At 71.2% G+C, this 20974-nt stretch carries 20 protein-coding genes; 14 read left to right on the top strand and 6 right to left on the bottom strand.

Features of this window, described 5'->3' with window-relative positions:
- Positions 1–54 precede the first annotated feature (54 nt).
- Positions 55–1179: an epoxide hydrolase family protein gene (locus tag ITJ40_RS01690; protein WP_194665428.1), complete on the top strand. Its 1125-nt coding sequence runs from the start codon at positions 55–57 to the stop codon at positions 1177–1179.
- A gap of 2189 nt (positions 1180–3368) precedes the next feature.
- On the opposite strand, the gene ITJ40_RS01685 is transcribed toward ITJ40_RS01690, so the two are convergent.
- On the bottom strand, positions 3369–3800 hold the full coding sequence (locus tag ITJ40_RS01685) for a VOC family protein (protein WP_194665426.1): 432 nt from the start codon (positions 3798–3800) through the stop codon (positions 3369–3371).
- A gap of 148 nt (positions 3801–3948) precedes the next feature.
- Between ITJ40_RS01685 and ITJ40_RS01680 the strand changes: the two genes are divergently transcribed.
- Entirely contained in the window at positions 3949–4560 is a 612-nt protein-coding gene (locus ITJ40_RS01680) for a hypothetical protein (RefSeq protein WP_194665424.1), read from the top strand.
- The gene (locus ITJ40_RS01675) at positions 4557–5177 is read left to right on the top strand and encodes an RES family NAD+ phosphorylase (protein ID WP_194665423.1); all 621 of its coding nucleotides are present in this window, start codon (positions 4557–4559) and stop codon (positions 5175–5177) included. Before ITJ40_RS01680 ends, ITJ40_RS01675 begins: the two co-directional genes overlap by 4 nt.
- A gap of 92 nt (positions 5178–5269) precedes the next feature.
- On the opposite strand, the gene ITJ40_RS01670 is transcribed toward ITJ40_RS01675, so the two are convergent.
- The 3 genes from ITJ40_RS01670 to ITJ40_RS01660 are packed head-to-tail and all read right to left on the bottom strand — an operon-like array spanning position 5270 to position 6695.
- A complete protein-coding gene (locus tag ITJ40_RS01670; protein ID WP_194665421.1) occupies positions 5270–5677 on the bottom strand; it encodes a MauE/DoxX family redox-associated membrane protein in 408 nt (135 codons plus the stop codon).
- Positions 5677–6099, bottom strand: a complete 423-nt coding sequence (locus tag ITJ40_RS01665) for an organic hydroperoxide resistance protein (RefSeq protein ID WP_011931635.1) — start codon at positions 6097–6099, stop codon at positions 5677–5679. Before ITJ40_RS01665 ends, ITJ40_RS01670 begins: the two co-directional genes overlap by 1 nt.
- A 59-nt stretch (positions 6100–6158) precedes the next feature.
- Positions 6159–6695: a MarR family winged helix-turn-helix transcriptional regulator gene (locus ITJ40_RS01660; protein WP_194665420.1), complete on the bottom strand. Its 537-nt coding sequence runs from the start codon at positions 6693–6695 to the stop codon at positions 6159–6161.
- A gap of 88 nt (positions 6696–6783) precedes the next feature.
- On the opposite strand from ITJ40_RS01660, the gene ITJ40_RS01655 reads away from it, so the two are divergent.
- From ITJ40_RS01655 to ITJ40_RS01620, 8 genes are all read left to right on the top strand, one after another.
- On the top strand, positions 6784–7146 hold the full coding sequence (locus ITJ40_RS01655) for a hypothetical protein (RefSeq protein ID WP_194665418.1): 363 nt from the start codon (positions 6784–6786) through the stop codon (positions 7144–7146).
- A 135-nt stretch (positions 7147–7281) separates the two neighbouring features.
- The gene (locus tag ITJ40_RS01650; protein WP_194665417.1) at positions 7282–8760 is read left to right on the top strand and encodes a glycoside hydrolase family 32 protein; all 1479 of its coding nucleotides are present in this window, start codon (positions 7282–7284) and stop codon (positions 8758–8760) included.
- Between the two features lie 92 nt (positions 8761–8852).
- Positions 8853–10193 (top strand): ABC transporter substrate-binding protein, encoded by a 1341-nt coding sequence (locus tag ITJ40_RS01645; protein WP_194665415.1) that lies wholly within the window; start codon positions 8853–8855, stop codon positions 10191–10193.
- A gap of 124 nt (positions 10194–10317) precedes the next feature.
- Positions 10318–11199 (top strand): carbohydrate ABC transporter permease, encoded by an 882-nt coding sequence (locus ITJ40_RS01640; RefSeq protein WP_194666905.1) that lies wholly within the window; start codon positions 10318–10320, stop codon positions 11197–11199.
- Positions 11196–12110, top strand: a complete 915-nt coding sequence (locus ITJ40_RS01635) for a carbohydrate ABC transporter permease (protein ID WP_194665407.1) — start codon at positions 11196–11198, stop codon at positions 12108–12110. The genes ITJ40_RS01640 and ITJ40_RS01635 overlap by 4 nt, the downstream gene beginning before the upstream one ends.
- The gene (locus tag ITJ40_RS01630; RefSeq protein WP_194665405.1) at positions 12107–13126 is read left to right on the top strand and encodes a LacI family DNA-binding transcriptional regulator; all 1020 of its coding nucleotides are present in this window, start codon (positions 12107–12109) and stop codon (positions 13124–13126) included. The genes ITJ40_RS01635 and ITJ40_RS01630 overlap by 4 nt, the downstream gene beginning before the upstream one ends.
- Positions 13123–14550 (top strand): glycoside hydrolase family 32 protein, encoded by a 1428-nt coding sequence (locus ITJ40_RS01625; RefSeq protein ID WP_370531964.1) that lies wholly within the window; start codon positions 13123–13125, stop codon positions 14548–14550. The genes ITJ40_RS01630 and ITJ40_RS01625 overlap by 4 nt, the downstream gene beginning before the upstream one ends.
- A gap of 48 nt (positions 14551–14598) precedes the next feature.
- Positions 14599–16164 (top strand): glycoside hydrolase family 32 protein, encoded by a 1566-nt coding sequence (locus ITJ40_RS01620; RefSeq protein WP_194665401.1) that lies wholly within the window; start codon positions 14599–14601, stop codon positions 16162–16164.
- 74 nt (positions 16165–16238) lie between these two features.
- On the opposite strand, the gene ITJ40_RS01615 is transcribed toward ITJ40_RS01620, so the two are convergent.
- Positions 16239–16712, bottom strand: coding sequence for a MerR family transcriptional regulator (locus tag ITJ40_RS01615; protein ID WP_370531963.1), 474 nt, complete (start codon positions 16710–16712; stop codon positions 16239–16241).
- Positions 16713–16784: 72 nt separating this feature from the next.
- Between ITJ40_RS01615 and ITJ40_RS01610 the strand changes: the two genes are divergently transcribed.
- Positions 16785–17498, top strand: a complete 714-nt coding sequence (locus ITJ40_RS01610) for an SDR family oxidoreductase (protein ID WP_194665399.1) — start codon at positions 16785–16787, stop codon at positions 17496–17498.
- A gap of 37 nt (positions 17499–17535) precedes the next feature.
- Here ITJ40_RS01610 and ITJ40_RS01605 read toward each other — a convergent pair whose 3' ends face one another.
- Positions 17536–18483: a glycosyltransferase gene (locus tag ITJ40_RS01605; RefSeq protein ID WP_228511719.1), complete on the bottom strand. Its 948-nt coding sequence runs from the start codon at positions 18481–18483 to the stop codon at positions 17536–17538.
- A gap of 150 nt (positions 18484–18633) precedes the next feature.
- Between ITJ40_RS01605 and ITJ40_RS01600 the strand changes: the two genes are divergently transcribed.
- Both ITJ40_RS01600 and ITJ40_RS01595 read left to right on the top strand, forming a co-directional pair.
- A complete protein-coding gene (locus ITJ40_RS01600) occupies positions 18634–19530 on the top strand; it encodes a UbiA family prenyltransferase (protein WP_194665397.1) in 897 nt (298 codons plus the stop codon).
- A complete protein-coding gene (locus ITJ40_RS01595) occupies positions 19527–20960 on the top strand; it encodes an NAD(P)/FAD-dependent oxidoreductase (RefSeq protein WP_194665395.1) in 1434 nt (477 codons plus the stop codon). Before ITJ40_RS01600 ends, ITJ40_RS01595 begins: the two co-directional genes overlap by 4 nt.
- Positions 20961–20974 lie beyond the last annotated feature (14 nt).

The raw sequence follows: 20974 nt of genomic DNA, 5'->3' as shown, positions 1-20974 counted from the left end.
TCGGCGACGCGGGACCATGAGGGGACCGCGCCCGCCCGCCACGTCAGGACCCCCGTGACCCACCCGCTCCCCCTGCACGTCACCGACGCCGATCTCGACGACCTGCGCGACCGGATCAGCCGCACCCGCTGGGCGCCGGAGTGGCCGGTCGAGCCGTGGGAGGCCGGCACGGACCAGGCGACGCTGCGCCGCCTCGCCGCCGTGTGGGCCGACGGCTTCGACTGGCGGGCGCGCGAGCGCGAGATCCGCGCGCTGCCGTGGGCGGTCGCCGACCTCGACGGCACGCCGGTCTCGTACCTGCGCTTCGAGGCGGAGCGATCCGGCGGGCTCCCGATCGTGCTCACGAACGGCTGGCCGAGCTCCGCGCTGGAGATGGTGCCGCTCGCCGAGCGGCTGTCCCAGCCGTCGCGCTCCGGCGGCGACCCGGGAGACTCCGTCACCGTGATCGTCCCCGCGCTCCCCGGCTTCCCGTTCTCGCCGCAGCGGCCGCGGATGAACGAGCCGACGCATGAGCTCTGGCACCGGTTGATGACCGAGGAGCTGGGCTTCGCGCGGTACGCGGCGCACGGCGGCGACCTCGGCGCGGGGATCACGTCGCGGCTGGCGGAGGCGCATCCGGAGGCGGTCGCGGGGATCCACCTGATGGCGGTTGCTGCACCTCGCGACCTCGACGCGGCGACGCTCACGGACGAGGAGCGCGCGCACGTAGACGAGGTGCGCGCGTGGGAGGCAGCCGAGGGCGGCTACGAGCACCAGCAGCAGACGCGTCCGCTCACCCTCGCGCCCGCGCTGCAGGACTCTCCAGTGGGGCTGCTGTCGTGGATCCTCGAGAAGCACCGCGCGTGGAGCGACTGCGGCGGCGACGTCTCCCGGGCCTTCAGCGACGACCACCTGCTGACGCTGGCGTCCCTCTACTGGTTCACCGGATCCATCGGCACCTCGCTCCGCCCGTACTTCGCGTACGGCTCCGGACGCACCGCGCCGGTGGAGCGCGTGCGGGTGCCGACAGCGGTCGCCGTCTTCCCGCACGACCTGGTGCATCCGCCGCGGAGCTGGGCCGAGCGCACCTACGACATCGTCCGCTACACGACCATGCCGCGCGGCGGCCACTTCGCGCCGCACGAGGAGCCGGGGCTGCTGGCGGACGACATCACGGCGTTCCTGCGGACGCTGCGGTAGCGGGGCCGTGGACACAACAACAGCCCTTAAACATCGCCACTCTTTGACCACCTGTGGGTGCCCCCGCGTCCAAGTTGAATAGAGGAGCGCACCCTCGAGGGCGGCACCCCGACGGCACATGCCATGACGTTTAATAATCGACGAGCAATCGATTGCAAAAGCGTCTTTGGGCTGAGTGCCTAGATGACCGGTGCGCACGAAGCCCACCGCCTCCCTAACAGGGCGGTCGACATGCTACGACTTGTTATCGCGAATGAAATCACGTTGAGATTGACGCCGTTGTCACGCACACCTTAAACCAGAACGCGAGCTGCGCAGCCGGCCCGAACGGGGGCCCCGTACGCACCCGCAATGCCCTAGCCTTGGAGAAATACGCATCTGACACTTAGGACACACAATGCGACCTTTTTTGCAACGCTACGAGAGGGGGCGCCCCCGAAATGGCGACCCCGACGAGAGGCGGGTCATGGAATTACTAGGGCCAGCTGCCCAAAGAGCTGCAACAGATCTCTTTGCCTTAACTCACCAGCGTCCGGGCCTCCCTGCCACCAAGCAGGACTTTTACGAGGTGACGCTAGTTCAATTCTTTTATCAGCACCTCTTGATGTCACCGTCACTACATGGTCGCAGCATTCAGTGGGAAGTGCCATTTAGCGCCACCGGCGGCAATCCAAAACGCGTCGATCTTGCATTGCATTCCCCTTCTGGAGCGCCGCAGGACGAACAGCTACTTCTGGAAGTTGGTAGATACGCAGCAGTAAAGCTCAAAGAAGATACGGAGAAGCTCCGCGACCTACAGGATCACGGCACTCACGTAAAGGGATACAAGCGCGTATTGCTTTACTGGCTAGGGCCAGATGCGCCTAAAAGCGCTGCGGCCGTAAGAGAAGCAATACGAAAGCCCATGGCTAACGCAGCCAGTCGGGCGCGGGTCGGACCGAGTCACATCCGCCCCCTTTGGGTTACGGGATGCGAGCTGTATGCGCAATCGGCGGGCAGCAAAACGCGGTTCAGTGCCGTCATGGTTGAAGTGTCGCCGTAGAACAAGTTGGAGCAGCTGTTCGATCGTTCAACACAAAGCCTAGATGATGCAGCCTAATCAGTTCTGATGCAATGCACCGGCTCCGCGGCTTCAAATATTTCTCGTGGAGGTGCCGATGGAAGCTAACCAGGGAGGCACCATTTGGATGCGTTGCGTCTTATCAATGCCTTAAATGGTACGGACCGGACGAGATAGCGCGCCCGTATAAGTGTCGAAACAGCTCCGCATAGAAACTGACCTCATCGTCACTTAAAAGGCGGTCATTGCCGAGAAACTTAACCCCTTGGGCCTTATCGCTCAAGCACACTAGCTTACCGTCCTCCTCAATGGCCAGACGCGTCTCTTCGGCGCCTTCGCAGGGGGATGCGAAAACGACAACTACAAGCAATTTGAAGATACGAATTGTGCACAAGATGGCGCCGACGGCCTCAAGGTCATCACTTGCAGATGACGAAAAACTCCAGTGAGTCGTCCAAAGCTTTGCGCTCTTCGTCAAGCCAATGCAAACGTGCCACCCAGGCAAGGGCGCTGCCCCGTCTCTTAATAATGACCGGTGCTCGTCAGGATAGGCGGCAGCACATCCCGTCTCCTTGGCGCCGCGAATCATGGTGGTCTTAATGGCCCATCTGACGAAGCGCTTGCGATCCGAAGAGGAAAACAGCCGTGGTGATCCAACCATGGTTGCGGAGATTATGCTTTTCGTGGCCGACTCCAGCCCCGACATCCAACCGCTGTTACACGGGAAGCAAACAATCTTCACCGCCTGTCGCAAGAACGGAATCTGCGGAACCTGCTTTAGGACAGAAAAAGCACCCCCTGAGCTAGGAACGTTTTTACGCCAAGTGTTTGTATCTCCCGGCACGTGCCCTACTTTGTCGGCAAGCCACTTTGGTAGCATGTGCTCGTCGGTAAGCGGCTTAGCGCCGCAGAAGAGACATGCCCGGTGCGTTTGACGCTGACGCTCTGCGGCCTTCCTTCTACCCATAATTTAGTTATACCCCAATGAATCGACGGGTCAGCGAATCGAATCAGCCGCGTTGGCAGCCTCTATTAATTCGCATCGCTGGCGGTGCCTATGTGCTCGACTTTGGTACGGCTGGCGGGCGACATCCGATCGATCGTCTGGATGCTGCGGTAGGGGATTCGATCAGGTCGTGGCGCCGCTCGCTTCGGGCACGCCGCCCGCCGGGATCGGATCCATGTGCCCCAGCTCGATCACGTTCCCGTCGGGGTCGCGGAGCTGCCGCTGGTACATGAAGCCGAGGTCGACGGCGGGCCGCGCCTCGGATCCGCCGGCCGCGAGCCCCGCGGTCGCGCGCGCGTCGACGTCGGTGCGGCTGTCGAGCATGACCGCCGTGATCGCCGCGGCGCTCGTGGCCGGGTCGCCCACCGGCAGGTCGAGGAACGACTGGAAGAAGTCGCGGGTGAGGAGCATGAAGGCGCTGCGGTCGGCCTCCACGACGAGGCACGCCGCATTCTCATCGCTGAAGTCCGGGTTCACGGTGCAGCCGACGGCCTCGTAGAACGCGATCGCGCGGGGCAGGTCAGTCACGGGCAGGTTGACGAAGATCATGGGCATCGGTCTCTCCTTCGAGACGCAGGGACCGCGGGCGATGCGGGTGCGCCCAGGCTCCCGGCCCCGGCACCCGCGGTCAAGGGTGCACGCGTCCGGCATCAGATCAGACGTTTCTGACGCTACAATGACGGCGTCAGGATCGGAGCCCCCCATGTCCCATGCCCAGCCGCAGCACGACCACCCGACCCCTGCGCTGGCCGCCCTCAGCGCCCACCAACGCCGCACGCTCGAGGCCTACAGCCGCTCCGTCTCCGCGGATCCCTCGTCGGACTTCGAGCGCTTCATCGCCCGGCAGACCGCCATCTTCAGGGAGACCGTCGCCCTGTCCGACGTCCTCTCCCGGCAGGCCGAGCAGCTGCCCACGGGCGTCGTCAGCAGCCTGAACGACACGGAGCTCTTCTGGCGGGCCATCGAGGCGGAGTTCGGGTTCCTCTCGAGCGTCGACGTGTCGGCGGCGCTCGGAGCGCGACCGAACCGCGCCTACGCGAGCGATCTGCGGACGGCGGGCAGGATCCTCGGGCTCCGGCGCACGAATAGATACGTCTACCCGGGCTTCCAGTTCCACGCGGAAGCCATCCGGCCCGTGATCCCCCGGCTCATCGCGCTCGGACACGAGCACGAGCTGGAGTCACGGGACGTGGTGGCGTGGCTCTGCCGCCCGACGACCTACCTCCGCGGGGATGCATGCCGACCCGTGGACCACCTCGACGAGCCCGACCTGGTGCTCGATGCCGCCACGCGTGCCTGGGCCGTCGCCTGGTGAGCGTCCCCGCGCCGCCGTCGCCGTTCACGGCGATCCCGGAGGTCGTCGAAGCCGGGTGGCGCATCCACCGCATCCACTCCGCCCGGTTCGGTGCATCCGAGTTCAACCCGGGCGTGGGCGCGCCGACCCGGTTCGCGTTCTTCGGCGACCCGGTCGTCCCGGTCCTGTACGCCGGAGACACCGAGGACGTCGCGGTGTGCGAGACGGTCCTCCACGACGTCCCGCTCTCCGGCGGCGTGGTCGGCGGCATGGACATCGCCGGGCGCCGCTGCTCGCGCCTGATCGTGGCACGGGACCTCCGCCTGGCCTCGCTGGTGGGAGGAGGCCCCCGTGCGCTCCGGGTCCGCGCGGACTCGGTGTGCGCCACAGACGCGGCCGACTACCCGGACACGGTCGCGTGGGCGGAGGCCGCGCACGCGGCGGGCTTCGACGGGCTGGCTTACCCGTCCCGACAGGCTGCCGGACGACGGGCGATGGTGCTCTTCGGCGACCGCGTGAGCTCCGGCGACCTCGAGCCGGATCCGGCGTACCGCTGGTGGTTCGATGACGCCGACGGGTTCGCGAAGCTCTACGAGATGTGCCGGCCGCTCGGCGTCACGGTGCTGCGTCTCGCCTGACGCCCTGGCCCGGCTGACGCCCCGGCCCGGCTGACGCACGACGGCGGGACGCCCTCGTCGAGGAGCGTCCCGCCGTCGGCGGAGCAGGCGGATCAGCGCTTCCGCAGCGCACCCGTCGACCAGAGCGCCAGCCCGATGAGCACCGGCTGGAAGAAGAGGCGGCGGAACCGCTTGGCGTCGGTGTCGAGGCCGAACGCGTCGCGCTTGTGGACGTACTGCGCGATGTTGCCCGGGAAGATCGCCGTGAAGAACGCGGCGGCCGCCCAGCCCGCGAGGCCGCGGCGCGAGCGCGCGAACAGCAGGGCCGAGCCGAGCGTGATCTCGACGATGCCGGATCCGACGACGGTCACGTCCTCGGGCACCGGCAGCGACTTCGGGACCTGCGCGCGGAACTCCTCGCGCGCCACCGTGAGGTGCGAGACCCCGGCGAACGCGAGGAAGGATCCCAGCACGACGCGGGCGGCGGTGCGCGGGAACGACGTGCGGGCGACGCCGGCCATCAGTCGTCCGAGACCGTGACGACGACCTCGATGTTGCCGCGGGTCGCGTTCGAGTACGGGCAGACCTGGTGGGCCTGGTCGGCGAGCTCCTGCGCGAGGTCGTGCTCGACCCCGGGGATGACGACCTCGAGGTGCACGGCGAGCTGGTAGCCGCCCTGGCCGTTGGATCCGATGCTCACGCGGCTGCCCACGCTCGAGTCGGCGATCTTCACCTTGCGCGCGCGGGCGACGCCCTGCAGCGCGGAGTGGAAGCACGCCGCGTAGCCGGCGGCGAAGAGCTGCTCGGGGTTCGCGCCCTCGCCGGATCCGCCCATGGCCTTGGGGATGGAGAGGTCGAGCGCGAGGTCGCTGTCGCTGACGGCCACGCGGCCGTCGCGGCCGGCTCCCGTGGCGAGGGCCTCCGCGGTGTAGAGGGCGTCCATGTCGGTTCCTTCCGTTCGTGGCCGCTCGTGGCGGCCCTGGGTGGGGATGGTGGTGCGGATCAGGGGGTGCGGGTGCGCGCCGACGCGTCGGCCGGCCGGGTCGCGGGGTGCGCGAGCGCCTCGGCCGTGGCGTCCTGCATGCCCGCGGTCAGCAGATGCAGGGTGGCGAGCAGCTGGCGAGCTCGGTCGAGATCGAGGCCCATGCCGCGGATGATCGCCGCGGGCACGTGCGCGAGCTCGGCCCGGACAGTGCGGCCGCGCTCGGCGAGCGACACCGTGACGACGCGCTGGTCGGCGGAGATCCGACGCCGCGTGATGAAGCCGGCCTCCTCCATCCGCGCGAGCAACGGCGACAGCGTGCCCGAGTCCAGGTCGAGCTGCTGCCCGAGCTCGGTGACCGTGCGGTCGTCGCCCGACCAGAGCAGCACCAGCACGAGGTACTGCGGGTAGGTGAGGCCCCACGGCGCGAGGAGCGCGCGGTAGGCCTGGGTGGTCGCGCGCGACGCCGTGTAGAGCGAGAAGCAGACCAGCTCGTCGGCGATGCGCGCGGGCGGCGCGGTCGCGTCGGCGGGGGTGCAGGGCTCGCGATCGGTCATGGTCCGACCCCGCCACGAAACAAGGTTGTGCGCAATCCAGTTCGGGCGATGCTCAGGAGCGGAGCGCCGCCGCGTACCCTGGACCGACATGATCACGAGACGAGAGGCCGCGCTGCGGCTGGGCATCCCGCTGGAGATGGCCACGCGCCACGGCATCCCGGGGCGCGTGCCCGAGTCCGAGATCGCCGCGATGGACCAGGATCCGCCCGCCTGGCTGGCGCAGTCCCGCGCGAACGCGACCGGCAAGCGCCCCGTCTGGGTGCAGCTCACGTGCGAGGTCTGCGGCTTCACCGAGGCCGTGCGCCCCAAGAAGTGGTGGCCGGAGTTCTCCCACCTCTCCTGCGAGCGCCACTCCCCCGACGAGCTGCCCGAGCCCGCGCTCGGCCTCGCCCGGCGCGAGGTCGACGGGATCGGCAGCCGCTTCGTGGGCGTGGTGGACGAGCGGCCGTAGCCCGCGCGCCCCTCCGCGCCGGCGCCGACCTCGACGGCGCTCGAGTCGGCCGTCGCGATTCTGATTAAACGGTTGATCACGCTCCGCGTCTGTGGTTGAGTCTGCGTAACCGATTAATCATCACGACGGAGTGACATGCAGCAGCGAGGCTTCCCCCGCCCCACCGACGCCTGGGTCGGCGACGTCATCCCCTGGCAGGAGGGCGGCGTCTTCCACCTCTTCTACCTGCACGAGACGCGCGCGCAGCCCAAGGAGGGGATGCCCTGGCACCGCCTCACCACCACGGACCTCGTCGACTTCTCCGACCTCGGCGTCGCGCTCGAGTCCGGCGGCGAGTCGGCCGCGGACTTCAACGCCTACACGGGCAGCGTCGTCCTGGACGACGCCGGCGTGCACCACCTCTTCTACACGGGGCAGAACCCGGAGCGCGTCGGCGACGACGGGCTGCCGCTCCAGCTCGTGATGCACGCGACGAGCGACGACGGCATGGCCTCCTGGACGAAGCACCCGGAGCACACGTTCGGCGCGACCGCCGGCTACGAGACGGCCGACTGGCGGGATCCGTTCGTCTTCCGCGACGAGGAGGCCGGCCTGTGGCGGATGCTCATCACGGCCCGCCACGTGGACGGCGCGCCGCGGCGGCGTGGCGTCATCGCCCAGTGCACCTCCCGCGACCTCGAGAGCTGGGTCGCCGACGAGCCGTTCTGGGACCCCCGGCGGTGCATCGCCCACGAGTGCCCGGAGGTCTTCCGCTGGGGCGGGTGGTGGTACCTCGTCTCCTCGGAGTTCAGCGACGCGTTCACCACGCGCTATCGGATGTCACGTGATCTGCACGGTCCGTGGATCGTCCCCGAGCACGACACGATCGACGGGCGCGCGTTCTACGCCGCGAAGTCGGCGGAACGCGACGGCCGGCGCTTCTTCTTCGGCTGGATCGCGACCCGGGAGGGCTCCCGCGACGACGGCCCCTGGCAGTGGGCCGGCACCCTGTCGGTCCTGGAGGCCGAGCAGCGAGCGGACGGGACCCTGGCGTTCCATCCGACCGAGGAGCTGCGGGACACGTTCGACCGGGCGGAGGCCCCGATCGTGGACGCGCCGACCTCTCTCGACGCGCCGGACGGGTACGCCCACGTGCTCTCGGCCGACGACGCGCCCGCGTCCTTCCGCCTGGTCACCACGATCGAGATCCCGGAGGCCACGACCGAGTGCGGCGTGCTCCTGCGAGCCGGTGCCGACGGGGACGAGTCCTACGTCCTGCGCCTCGAGCCCCGGCGGCACCGGCTCGTGATGGACAGGTGGCCGCGTCGGATCACGGGCACGGAGCAGTGGCAGATCTCCGGTGACGTGCCGTTCGCGGTGGAGCTGGAGCGCCCCTGCCGCCTGGAGCCCGGGGTGCACACGCTCGAGGTGATCGTCGACGGCGACCTCCTCGTCGCGACGGTCGACGATGCCGTCGTGCTGAGCACGCGCATCCACGATCGCCCCGCCGGCCGGGTCGGCGTGTTCGTCGGGGAGGGACGGGTCACGTTCCTCACCGCGACGCTCTCGTCCCGCGAGAGCCACGCCGCGCACGCCGCGACGCCCGACCGCGAGCTCCTCGCCACCGCCCGCTGACACCGCCCACCGCACCACCCCGCCCACCGCACCACCCCGCACCACCCCCACCCGCAGCACCACCCACCACCGAGTCGATGGAGACCTCACCCATGCCCACCTCACGCCGCAGGGCCTCGTCCCTGGCCGCCGCGACCGCTGCCCTCGCCCTGCTGATCACCGGCTGCGCCGGCACCTCATCCGGTGCGGATCCGCAGGACGTCCACCCGGAGGGGGAGATCGTCCCGCGCCAGATCTCCTGGCTCCTCTCGCGTCCCGCCGACGGCGGCGTCATCACCACGATGGAGAAGATCGCGGACGAGTACGCCGCCGACCACCCCGGCTTCGCCCTGAACCTCATCACCACCCCCGATCGCCCCTCCTACATCCAGAAGTACGAGACCCTCGCGGCGGCGAACAAGCTGCCGGAGCTGTTCGACACGGACGCGACCCCGTTCGCGCAGAAGCTCGCATCGCAGGGCCGGATGATGGACGTCGACGCGCTCCTCACCGACCTCGGCGTCGCCGACGACTACCGCGCCGCGGCCCTCGACTACCAGCGCTTCGACGACGGATCCCTGCGCATGGTCCCGTTCGAGTTCCAGCTCGAGTTCTTCTGGTACAACTCCGACCTCCTGAAGGAGGCGGGGGTGGGGGTCCCGGCGACCCTCGACGACTTCCCCGCCATGTGCCAGGCGCTGCGCCAGAAGGGCATCACCCCGATCGCGCTGGACGGCCAGGACCAGTGGCCGCTCGAGCGCTACATGGCCTACTACCCGTTCCGCATGGCGGGTCCCGAGTACGTGAAGGACCTCAAGTCGGGCGCGGCGTCCTTCGGGGATCCCGCCGGGCGCGCGGCCGCCGAGTGGCTGGCATCGCTCGGCAAGGCGGGCTGCTTCCAGGAGGGCTTCTCCTCGACCGGGTACGCCGACGCGCAGGCCCAGTTCACCTCGGGGAAGGCCGCGATCTACAACACCGGCACGTGGGAGCTCGCGAACCTCGCGACGGACGCCCTCGACCCGGGCGTGCGCGGCGCCGTCGACTACTTCACACTGCCGACGATCGACGGCGCCGTGACCGACGCGGACGAGTACATGGCGCCGTCGGGGATCGGCATGGCCGTCAACGCCCGGACCTACGACCCCCTGGTGCGCGACTTCCTCGCGTTCGCGCTGAAGCGCTACCCCGAGCTCTACGCGGCGACCGGCGCGCTCTCGCCCACGACGACGGCGACGACCGCGATCCCGACGGATGCGACGCCGCTGTACTCGCGAGCGGTGGGGCAGGCGGACGGGATCGGCAGCACGATCGCGATGCCGTGGGACACGCAGCTCGACCCGGCCACGAACACGCGCCTGCAGCAGGAGCTGACGCTCCTCGTCCAGGGCGACATCTCGCCGGACGACTTCATCACCACTATGGACGCCTCCCTCAAGGAGAACAGCGATGACTGACCTCGTCGAGCGGGCCGCGGGCGGGGCCGGGGGATCGGTCGGGAGCGGCGGCGGATCCGCGCCGACCGCGGCCGTCCGCGAGGTCGCGGCCCGCGCCCCCCGGCGCGCGCCGGTGGCGGGGTCGATGCTCCCGCGACGATCGCGGCTCTCCGTGCTCGTGTTCCTCCTGCCGCCGCTCGTCGTCTACGGCTTCGCCGTGCTCCTCCCGATCGGGCAGTCGCTGGTGCTCAGCTTCTTCCGGTGGGACGGCATCACCGACATGAGGTTCGTCGGGATCGACAACTACGTGAAGATGCTGACCCGCGACGACGTGTTCTGGACGTCGTTCGGGAACGCGCTCGCGTACCTGGCCATCTGCCTGGTCCTGCAGCTGGGCGGAGCGCTCATCGTCGCGAGCCTGGTGAGCGCGCTGCCCCGAGCCCGCGAGCTCGTGAAGACGCTGTACCTGCTCCCGGCGGTCATCTCGACCGTCGCCATCGCGATCCTCTTCCAGCGCATCTACTCCCTCGAGCCGGTCGGCCTGCTCAACCAGGCGCTGGGCTGGATCGGGCTCGGCTCGCTGCAGACCGCGTGGCTGTCGAACGTGTCCACCGTCCTCGCCGCGGTCTCCGTCCCCGAGGGATGGCGCTTCACGGGCCTCTACATGCTGATCATCTACGCCGCGCTCCTCGCCGTGCCCCGCGAGCTCGAGGAGGCGGCGCGGCTCGACGGCGCGACCTGGTGGCAGCTGTTCTGGCGGATCCGCTTCCCCTACATCCGCCCGGTGTGGACCACGACGACGATCATGGCGACCACCTTCGCCCTGCGCGGCTTCGACATCCCCTACCTGCTGACGAACGGCGGCCCGGGCCAGTCGTCGGAGCTGCTCACGACGTACATGTACAAGACGGCCTTCGTGCACACCGACTACGGGTACGCGAGCACCATCTCCGTGTTCATCGTCGTCGAGTGCCTCGTCGCCGTCGGCATCATCTTCCTGCTCCTGCGTCGAAGGGACGACTCATGACCACGCCCACCCTCGACCGCCCGACGGAGGAGCGCCCGAGCCCGGGCAGCGGGCCGGCGCGGCGACGCCCGACGCGCTCCCCGCGGCTCCGCGTCCAGCGGACCCTGCTCACGGTGACGGTCGTCGCCATCCTCGTCGTGCAGGTGTACCCGCTCGCCTGGCTCCTCATCACGAGCTTCCGCACGGCCGCGGACTTCGCGGGCGGCGACCCGTTCGCCTTCCCGTCCGAGTTCACGCTGGACAACTACGCGCGCGCCTTCGCGGGCGGCGACCTGGGGCTGAACATCGTCAACAGCCTCATCGTGACCCTCGGGGCGAGCGCCGTGATCGTCGTCGCCGGCATGATGGCGGCCTTCGCGCTGCAGGTGCTGGGCTTCCGGTTCAGCCGCCTCGTCCGCTCGCTGTTCCTGCTCGGGATCATCGTCCCCGTGCAGATCGCGCTCGTCCCGCTGTTCATCGACTACTCGCGCGTCGGGCTCCTGGACACGCACCTGTCGATGATCATCCCGCTGGCGGCGTTCGCCCTGCCGATGGCGGTCTACCTGTTCTCCTCCTTCTACGAGTACATCCCGGCCGAGATGTACGAGGCGGCGTCCCTCGACGGCGCAGGCCCGTACCGGATCTTCTTCCGCATCACGTCGCCCCTGTCCGCGAACACGATCATCACCGTGGTCCTCGTGAACAGCATCTTCATCTGGAACGACTTCATCTTCGCGAACACGTTCGTGCTCTCCGACGGGCTGAAGACGATCCCGCTCGGCCTGCAGAACTACATCGGCGCCATGGGCAACACCGACTGGACGGCGACGTTCGCCGCGGTGTGCGTCTCGGTCACCCCGCTCCTGCTGGTGTTCCTCGTGTTGAACAAGGCCATGATCCAGGGCCTCGAGAGCGGAGCGACCAAGGGATGAGCGGACCGGAGCACGGACGCAGCACGAGCGCGGTGACCATGCGCGACGTCGCCAAGGAGGCCGGCGTCTCGGTGGCCACGGTCTCGCATGTGATCAACGACAAGGCCGGCGCGCGGATCGGCGAGAACGCGCGGCAGCGCGTGCAGGAGGCCGTCATCCGCCTCGGCTACCGGCCGAACGCGCTGGCGAAGACCCTGCGCCAGGGGTCGTCCCGGTTCATCGGGCTGGTCGCGGACGCCATCGCCACCACGCCGTTCGCCGGGCAGATCATCCACGGTGCGCAGGACGAGGCCTGGAAGCACGGCTACGTGCTCCTGGTGGCGAACACCGAGGGCGACGCGGCGGTGGAGGAGGAGGCGATCGCGATGATGCTCGAGCACCAGGTGCAGGGCATCCTCTACTCGACCTGGTACCACCGCGAGATCACCGTGCCCGACCTGCTGCACCAGACGGACTCCGTGCTCGTGGACTGCTTCGCCGTGGGCAGCGGCCTGCCCGCGGTGGTGCCCGACGAGGAGCAGGGCGGACGGGCGGCGACGGAGGAGCTGATCGCCGCCGGCCACCGTCGCATCGCGTTCATCAACACGACGACGGACTCCCCCGCGCGCACCGGGCGGCTCGAGGGATACCGCTCGGCGCTGGCCGGCGCGAACATCGACTTCGACGCCGCGCTGGTGTTCGACGCGACGCCCCAGCAGGACGGCGGCTACGCGAGCGTCCGGTCGGTGATCGAGTCCGAGGCCACCGGGGTGTTCTGCCACAACGACCGGGTGGCCATGGGCCTCTACGACGGGCTGCGGGAGCACGGGCTGCGGATCCCCGAGGACGTCGCCGTGGTGGGCTTCGACAACCAGGACGTGATCGCCGCGCACCTGCGCCCGGCGCTGACGACCGTCGAGCTGCCGCACTACGAGCTCGGCGCCGCGGGCATCCGCGTGCTGCTCGGGATGGAGACGGTGTCGCCCGGGCACCCGCACCTCATCGCCTGCCCGCCGATCCGCCGGGCGTCGACGTGAGCGCCACGGACGCCCTCGTCCCGCGACCGCGATTCCACTTCACACCGCGCCGGAACTGGATGAACGACCCCAACGGCCTCGTGCACCACGCGGGCCTCTGGCACCTCTTCTTCCAGTACAACCCGCACGGCGCGGACTGGGGCAACATGAGCTGGGGGCACGCGACGAGCCCCGACCTGGAGCGCTGGACCGAGCACCCGGTCGCGATCATGCACCGTCCCGGCGAGCAGATCTTCTCCGGGTCCGTCGTCGCGTCCTCCCCGGGTTCGTCCGAGCTGACCGCCCTGTACACGAGCGCCTACGACGACGACCACCAGGCGCAGTCGCGGGCCACGAGCACCGACGGCGGGATGACCTGGACGCCGGATCCGCGCAACCCCGTCCTGGATCGCGGCACGTCGTCCTTCCGCGACCCGAAGGTGATCCGCGTCGCCGACGCCGCCGGCCACGCCCGGTGGGTGCTGCTCGCCGTCGAGGCGGAGGAGCGCCGGGTCATCTTCTACTCGTCCACGGACCTGCTCTCGTGGGAGCCGCTCAGCGACTTCGGGCCGCACGGGGAGGAGGGCGTCGTGTGGGAGTGCCCCGACCTCGTCCCGCTCGCCGTCGACGGGGATCCCGACCACGTCGCGTGGGTGCTCACGTTCAGCACCAACCCCGTGGACGGCCGCGATGATCCGGGAGGCTCCTCCATGAGCTACGTCGTGGGGGACTTCGACGGCCGGACCTTCACGTCGGCGACGCCGGATCCGCTTCGCCTGGACCACGGCACCGACTTCTACGCCGGGGTGACCTTCGCCGACGCCCCCGACGCGGCCGTGGTCATGCTCGGCTGGATGAGCAACTGGCGCTACGCGGCCGCCATCCCCTCCACGCCCTGGCGCGGCGCGATGTCGCTCCCCCGCACGCTCAGCCTGACGCGCACGGCCGCCGGCCCGCGCCTCGTCCAGCGGCCGCCCGCCTCCCTCGTGGAGCGCCTCGCGGAGCACCCGCCCCTCCGGATCGCGGCGCACGCACCGGCCACGCGGCTCGACCTGGGCGACCACTTCCTGCTCGGGCTGGCCTGGGACAGCTCGCGCCCGGGGACGTCGCGGCTCCACCTCCGGGGGACGGCCGACGCGTTCGCCGTGATCGAGCTCGACGCGTCGGCCGCCACGCTGACCGTCACGCGGGGCGGCCCGGCCATGGCCGCCGTGCACCCCGACCTCCCCGCGACCACGACCGCGCCGCTGCCGGACGGGCACGGCGGTCGGATGCTCGTCAGCGTCGACGGCCCGCTCCTCGAGGTGTTCGTCGACGGGGGGATCGTCGCCTCATCCCACCTCGTGCTCCTCGGGACGGGCGGGGTCACGGTGACCCTGTCCTCGGACGCCGCCGACGTCGAGCTCACGGTCGCGGACCGGGTGGGCGAGCCCGCCTCCGCGTGACGCGCACGACCCATCAGACGCACGACCATCAACCGAAGGGAGGTCCCGATGACGAACGACATCTCACGACGCCTGGTCCTCCAGGGAGCAGGAGGCGGGGTGCTGGCCGCCCTGGCCGCGGCCGCCGGTCCGGCGCACGCGACGAGGACGTCGGCCGCCGCCGCATCGCTCCGCGCGAGGTTCCACATGACGCCGCCCACCGGGTGGCTGTGCGATCCGCAGCGGCCCGTGTTCACCGACGGCGCGTACCAGCTCTACTACCTGCACTCGGACCAGAACAACGGCCCGGGTGGCTGGGACCGCGCATCGACCACGGACGCCGTGCACTTCACCCATCACGGCGTCGCCATCCCGCTGCAGCCGGACTTCCCGGTCTGGTCCGGCTCGGCCGTCGTCGACTCCGCGAACACGGCGGGCTTCGGCGCCGGCGCGGTCGTCGCCCTGGCGACGCAGCCGACGGACGGCGTGCGGAAGTACCAGGAGCAGTACCTGCACTGGTCGACCGACGGGGGCGCGACCTTCACCGCGCTCCCGGACCCGGTGATCGTCAACACCGACGGCCGCGCCGCGTCGACGCCGGGCGAGATCGACAACGCCGAGTGGTTCCGCGACCCCAAGGTGCACTGGGACGCCGCCCGCGGCGAGTGGGTCTGCGTCATCGGACGCGCGCGCTACGCGGCCTTCTACACATCTCCCGACCTGCGCACGTGGCGGCTGCAGCGCAACTTCGACTACCCCGACCACGGGCTCGGCGGGATCGAGTGCCCGGATCTGTTCGAGATGACGGCGGACGACGGCAGCCGCCACTGGGTGCTCGGCGCGAGCATGGACGCCTACGGCGTCGGCCTGCCCATGACGTACGCGTACTGGACCGGGCGCTGGGACGGCGAGCAGTACCTCGCGGACGACCTCACGCCGCAGTGGCTCGACTGGGGGTGGGACTGGTACGCGGCCGTCACGTGGCCGGTCGTCGAGGCGCCGGAGACGCGCCGCTACGCGATCGCGTGGATGAACAACTGGAAGTACGCGAACCGCGACGTGCCCACCGACGCGTCCGACGGGTACAACGGCCAGAACTCGATCGTCCGCGAGCTGCGGCTCGATCGCCAGGCGGACGGGCGCTACAGCCTGCTCAGCGCTCCCGTCGCGGCGCTCGCGGCCACCGCCACCCGGACCGTCGAGCTGCCCGACCGCGAGGTGGACGGCACGGTCGTCCTCCCCTGGGACGGCCGGGCCTACGAGCTCGAGCTCGACATCGCGTGGACCGCGGCGACCGACGTCGGCGTGTGGGTGGGACGCTCCGCGGACGGGGCGCGGCACACCGACATCGGCAGGACCGGGAGCGAGGTGTACGTCGACCGGTCGGCGTCCGACCTGCCCGGGTACTCCCTGTCCCCGTACAGGCGGGCGACCGCGCCGGGCGATGCGGCGGGCCGCTCCCTCCACCTGCGGATCTTCGTCGACATGCAGAGCGTGGAGGTCTTCGCGGACGACGGACACGTCGTGCTCTCGCAGCAGGTGCAGTTCGCGGACGGGGACACGGGCATCGCGCTCCGCTCCGTCGGCGGCGCGGCGCGGTTCACCGGCCTGACCATCCGCGACCTCGCCGGCTAGGCGCTCCGGTTCGGGAGGGCGGCGTCCCTCCCGGGCCGACGCGGGGCCCGCGCGCGGACGGCCCCGCGGCGGAATCAGGCGGCGACGGGTTCCGCGTGCGCCGCCCCGCCCTCGCGCAGCGCCGGGCAGTGCTCCGGCGTCGGGTGCAGGCAGACCTCGATCACGCGCTCCAGCTCCACGCGGGCGCGCTCGAGCTCGGCGATGGCCGCGGTGATCCGGTCGCGCTCGGAGCGCAGGAGCGCGAGCGACTCGGGCGCCGCGACGCCGGTGTCGACGCTCGGGAGCAGCTGGCGGATCGTGCGGCTCGGGAGGCCCGCCGCGAACAGCCGCTGGATGAGCTGCACGCGCTCGACCGCCGCCTCCCGGTAGACGCGCTGGCCGCTCGTGGTGCGCTCGGCCGGCAGGAGGCCCTGCTCCTCGTAGTACCGGAGCGCCCGCGTGCTCACGCCCGCGCGTCCCGCCACGTCGCCGATCCGCAGCATGCCGCCCTCTTCCCTCGTGCTGATGGTGGTGATCCCGCCGATCTCGCGGGCGGACTTGCCCTTCACGTCGACGTCAACTCCTAGCGTAGGCCGCGCCGCACCCCGCGATCGACGCGGGCGGCAGGAGGAAGAGCACGCATGGACATCCAGGATCAGGTCGCCCTCGTCACCGGCGCGAACCGCGGCATCGGCCGCACCTTCGTCGAGGAGCTGCTCGCGCGCGGCGCCCGCAAGGTCTACGCGACCGCGCGCCGACCCGAGGCGATCGACATCCCCGGCGTCGAGGTGCTGCGCCTCGACCTCGCCGACCCGGCGTCGGTGACCGCCGCCGCGGAGGCCGCGCACGACGTGACGCTCGTGGTCAACAACGCGGGCATCTCGACGGGCGCCGCGCTCATCACGGGCGACATGGCGGAGATCCGCCGCGAGATGGACACCCACTTCTACGGGACGCTCGGCGTGATCCGCGCCTTCGCGCCCGTGCTCGCCGCGAACGGCGGGGGCGCGATCGTCAACATCCTCTCGGCGCTGTCCTGGTTCTCGACCCCCGCCAACGGCGGCTACGCGGCGGCGAAGGCGGCCGAGTGGAACATGACGAACGCGGTGCGGCTGGAGCTCGCCGGGCAGGGCACGCTCGTGCAGGGCGTGCACCTCGGGGCGGCCGACACCGACATCATGGCCGGCTACGACGGGCCGATGATCGACCCGCGCGACGTGCCGCGGGCGTCGCTCGACGGGCTGGCGGCGGGATCCGTCGAGGTCGTCGTCGACGACTGGAGCCGCATGGTGAAGGCCTCGCTGGCCGGCGACCCGGCGCCGTTCTACGAGCGGATGCGCGCGATCCTCGGCTGATCGACGCACGGGCGGGGGCTGCCGATCGGCCGCCGGCTCAGAGGGACTCGAGCACGTCGACCGCCCGCCGCACCCCGCGCTCCCGCCGCATGAGCGCGCCCACCTCAGCCGCGCGCCCGCTCCGGGACAGGGCGTCGGCCATCGCGGGCGCGAGGGCGGCGGCCGACATGCGGCGCGAGGGGATCGGGGCGGCGGCCACCCCCTGCCGGTGCAGCTGGGCGGCCCAGAACGGCTGGTCGGCGGTGACGGGCACGACGACGGCGGGCACCCCGGCCCGGGCGACGGCGTGCGAGGTGCCCGCCCCGCCGTGGTGCACGGCGAGCGCCGCGCCCGGCAGCACCCGGTCGAACGGCGCCGACCGCACCGCCAGCACGTCGGATCCCCCGCACCCGTCCGGCAGCGCGAGCCCGCCCCAGCCGGTGACGAGCAGCACCCGGAGGCCGTGGGAGCGGGCGGCCGTGAGGATGGCGCGCCCCCGGGCCGACGCGTCCCCTCGCGCCATGGACCCGAACGAGGCGACGAGGTGGGGCCCACCGCCCAGGAAGTCCTCGATCACCGGATCCCGCGACGCCGCCGGCTCCTCCGACCAGGCCCCGGCCTGGTGCACCCGCTCCGGCCAGTCGTCGGGCCGCGGCAGCAGCGCGGGACTCACGGCCATGAGCGTCGCGCGCGACGGCGAGCGCCGGGAGGGACGACGGCCGCCCGGCAGCTCGGCGGCCGCGCGTACCACGTGGCCCTCGAGGAGGCGCGCGGCGAGGCGCGGCACGGCGTAGGTTGACCGGTTGCGCACGGGGAGGTCGCGGACGGCCGTGGGGCCGCCGGCCGCGGGGAAGCGGTCGCTGGGGGTGGCGACCGGCGCGAACTCCACGAGCACGCGGGGCACGCCGAGCGCGTCGGCCACCATCGGCGCGCTGAGGACCAGGGGATGGTGCACCACCACGTCGGGCTCGAAGGCGACCGTCTCCCGCACCGCGGCGGCGAGCATCCGCCGCATCGCGGGCCGGACCTCCGTGCGCAGGTGGCGCGCGAGGGCCCAGGGGGTGCGGCCTGCCGGGGAGAGCAGGCGCCGGGCATCCAGTCTGCGCCTGGGAGCCGTAAGGCGGGCGCGCGCGTCGATGGGGGTACGTTCGGCTTCGTGACCGACGGCAGCGAGCGCTTGCCCCGCACCGCGCCCTCGGAGATCGGGATGGCCGTGCGGCGCCTCGTGCTCATCTCGCGGCCGGTGCTGTGGATCAACACCATCGGGTCCGGCGTCGTCGCCGTGTGGCTCACGGGCGCGCTGTTCGACCTGCGCGCCCTGCCGCTGCTCCTGTGGCTCACCCTCCCGTTCAACCTGCTCATCTACGGCGTGAACGACGTCTTCGACCAGGACACGGACGCGGCGAACCCCCGCAAGGGCTCGCTCGAGGGCGCCCGGATCCGGCCGTCCGAGGTGCGGCTCATCGCCTGGTCCGTCGCCGCCCTCAACGTGCCGTTCCTCGTCTGCTTCCTCCTGGTGCTGCCCCCGCTCGCGAACGCGGCGATCCTGCTCTACGCGGGCGTGTTCGTCTTCTACTCCGCGCCCCCGCTGCGCTTCAAGGCCCGGCCCTTCCTCGACTCGCTGAGCAACGCGGCGTACGCGCTGCCCCTGGTGATCGTGCCGGCGGCCCTCGAGGCGAGGCCGGTCTGGCCCGCCGCCCTGGGCCTGATGGCCTGGAGCGTGGCCAAGCACGCGTTCGACGCGGTGCAGGACATCGTGGAGGACCGCGACGCGGGGATCACCACCACCGCGGTGCGGCTCGGCCCCCGCGGCACCGCCCTGTGGAGCGGAGCCTGGTGGCTCGTCTCGACGGCGCTGCTCGCGCTGGTGAGCGTGCCCGTGGCGGCCGTCACCCTGGTGATCGCCGGGACCCTCGTGGTGCGCCTCCTGCGCGACCCGACGCCGGAGACGGGCCACCGCCTCTACGGCCTGTCGATCGCCTTCCCCTACATCGCGGGCTCGTTCGCCGGCGTGCTGCTCGTCGTCTCGATCACGCTGGGAGGTGTCGCGTGAGCCGCATCGTCGTCGTCGGCGGCGGGATGGGCGGCCTCACCGCCTCCGCTCTGCTCGCCCACGCGGGCCATCGCGTCACCCTGCTCGAGGCCTCCGCCGAGCTCGGCGGCAAGAGCCGTCGGATCCTCCTCGGCGACGACCGCATCGACACCGGGCCGTCGCTGGTGACGTTCCCGGCGGTGTGGGACGAGCTGCGGCGCAGGCTCGGCGACGGCGAGCGCACCCCCGGGCGCGCCTCCGACGACGGCGGCCTCGACCTGGTGCGGATGCCCGAGGTCGGCCGCTACTACTTCGACGGCGAGGAGACCTCCCTGCCGGTGGCGCCCGACCACCCCTGGTACCGCGCCTGGCGGCGGTTCTCCGAGATCCACGCGCCCCTCGCCGACGACGTCACCGCGCTGCTGCTCGCCGACCCCACCGATCGGGCCGCGCTCCCCGCCGTGCGCCGGCTGCTGGCGGTGTACGGCTCGCGCCTCACGACGCGGGCCTACCTCGACAGCCTCACGTGGCTGCCCGACGGGCTGCGGGAGATCATCGCCATCCACACCCTCAACGCGGGCGTCTCGCCGTCGCGCACCCCGGCCCTCTACGCGAGCATGCCGGCGATCATGGCGGAGACCGGCGCCTGGGTGCCGCGCGGCGGCGTGTACGAGATCGTGCTCGCGCTGGGCCGGCTGGCCGAGGCGGCCGGGGTGGGGATCCGCACCGGCGAGGCCGTCACCCGCATCCAGCGAGGGTGCGTCACCACCGCAGCCGGGCGCTACCCGGCCGACCTCGTCGTCAGCGCCCTGGACGCCGACCGGCTGACCCGGTTGATGTGCCCGTCGCGGATCCCGACGGTCGCCGGCCTGCGCCCCCGCGCCCTCTCCTGCTCGGCGATCGCGGTCTACGGCGCGCTGCGGGAGGAGCTCCCGGCGGAGATCGCGACGCACAGCGTGGTGCTGCCGACGAAGCCGGCCGCGCTGCACCGCAGCCTCGAGGCGGGCGACGAGCCGGCCGACACCATGGTGTTCGTCAACCAGTACCGCGCCGGGGAGGTGTACCCGAACCCGCGCAGCACCGTCGGCATCCTCCTCACCGCTGCCGCAGACGGAGGCCGCTACACAGCCGAGCACCCCTTCGTCCGGCGCGAGGTCGACCGGGTGTCCCAGGCGTTGGGGCTCGACCGGCCCCTCACCGACCTCCTCGACACGACGACGGTGCTCGATCCGCGCTACTACGGCGTCGGCGGCGAGCCGCACGGCGCGCTCTACGGAGCGGCGCGTCCGCCGTGGATGAGCGGGCCGTTCCACCGTCCCGCGTACAACGACCCCTGGCGGCCCTGGCTGTGGCGGGTCGGCGCGTCGGTGCACCCCGGCGGCGGGATCCCGGCTGTGGTGGGCGGCGCGATGATCGCGGTGGCCCGGCTGCTGAAGTCGAACCCGGCCTGACGCGGGCCCTCCGC

This window comes from Clavibacter sp. VKM Ac-2872 (assembly GCF_015351105.1).
GTDB lineage: Bacteria > Actinomycetota > Actinomycetes > Actinomycetales > Microbacteriaceae > Clavibacter.
This window is presented reverse-complemented; position numbering and strand designations above follow the sequence as displayed.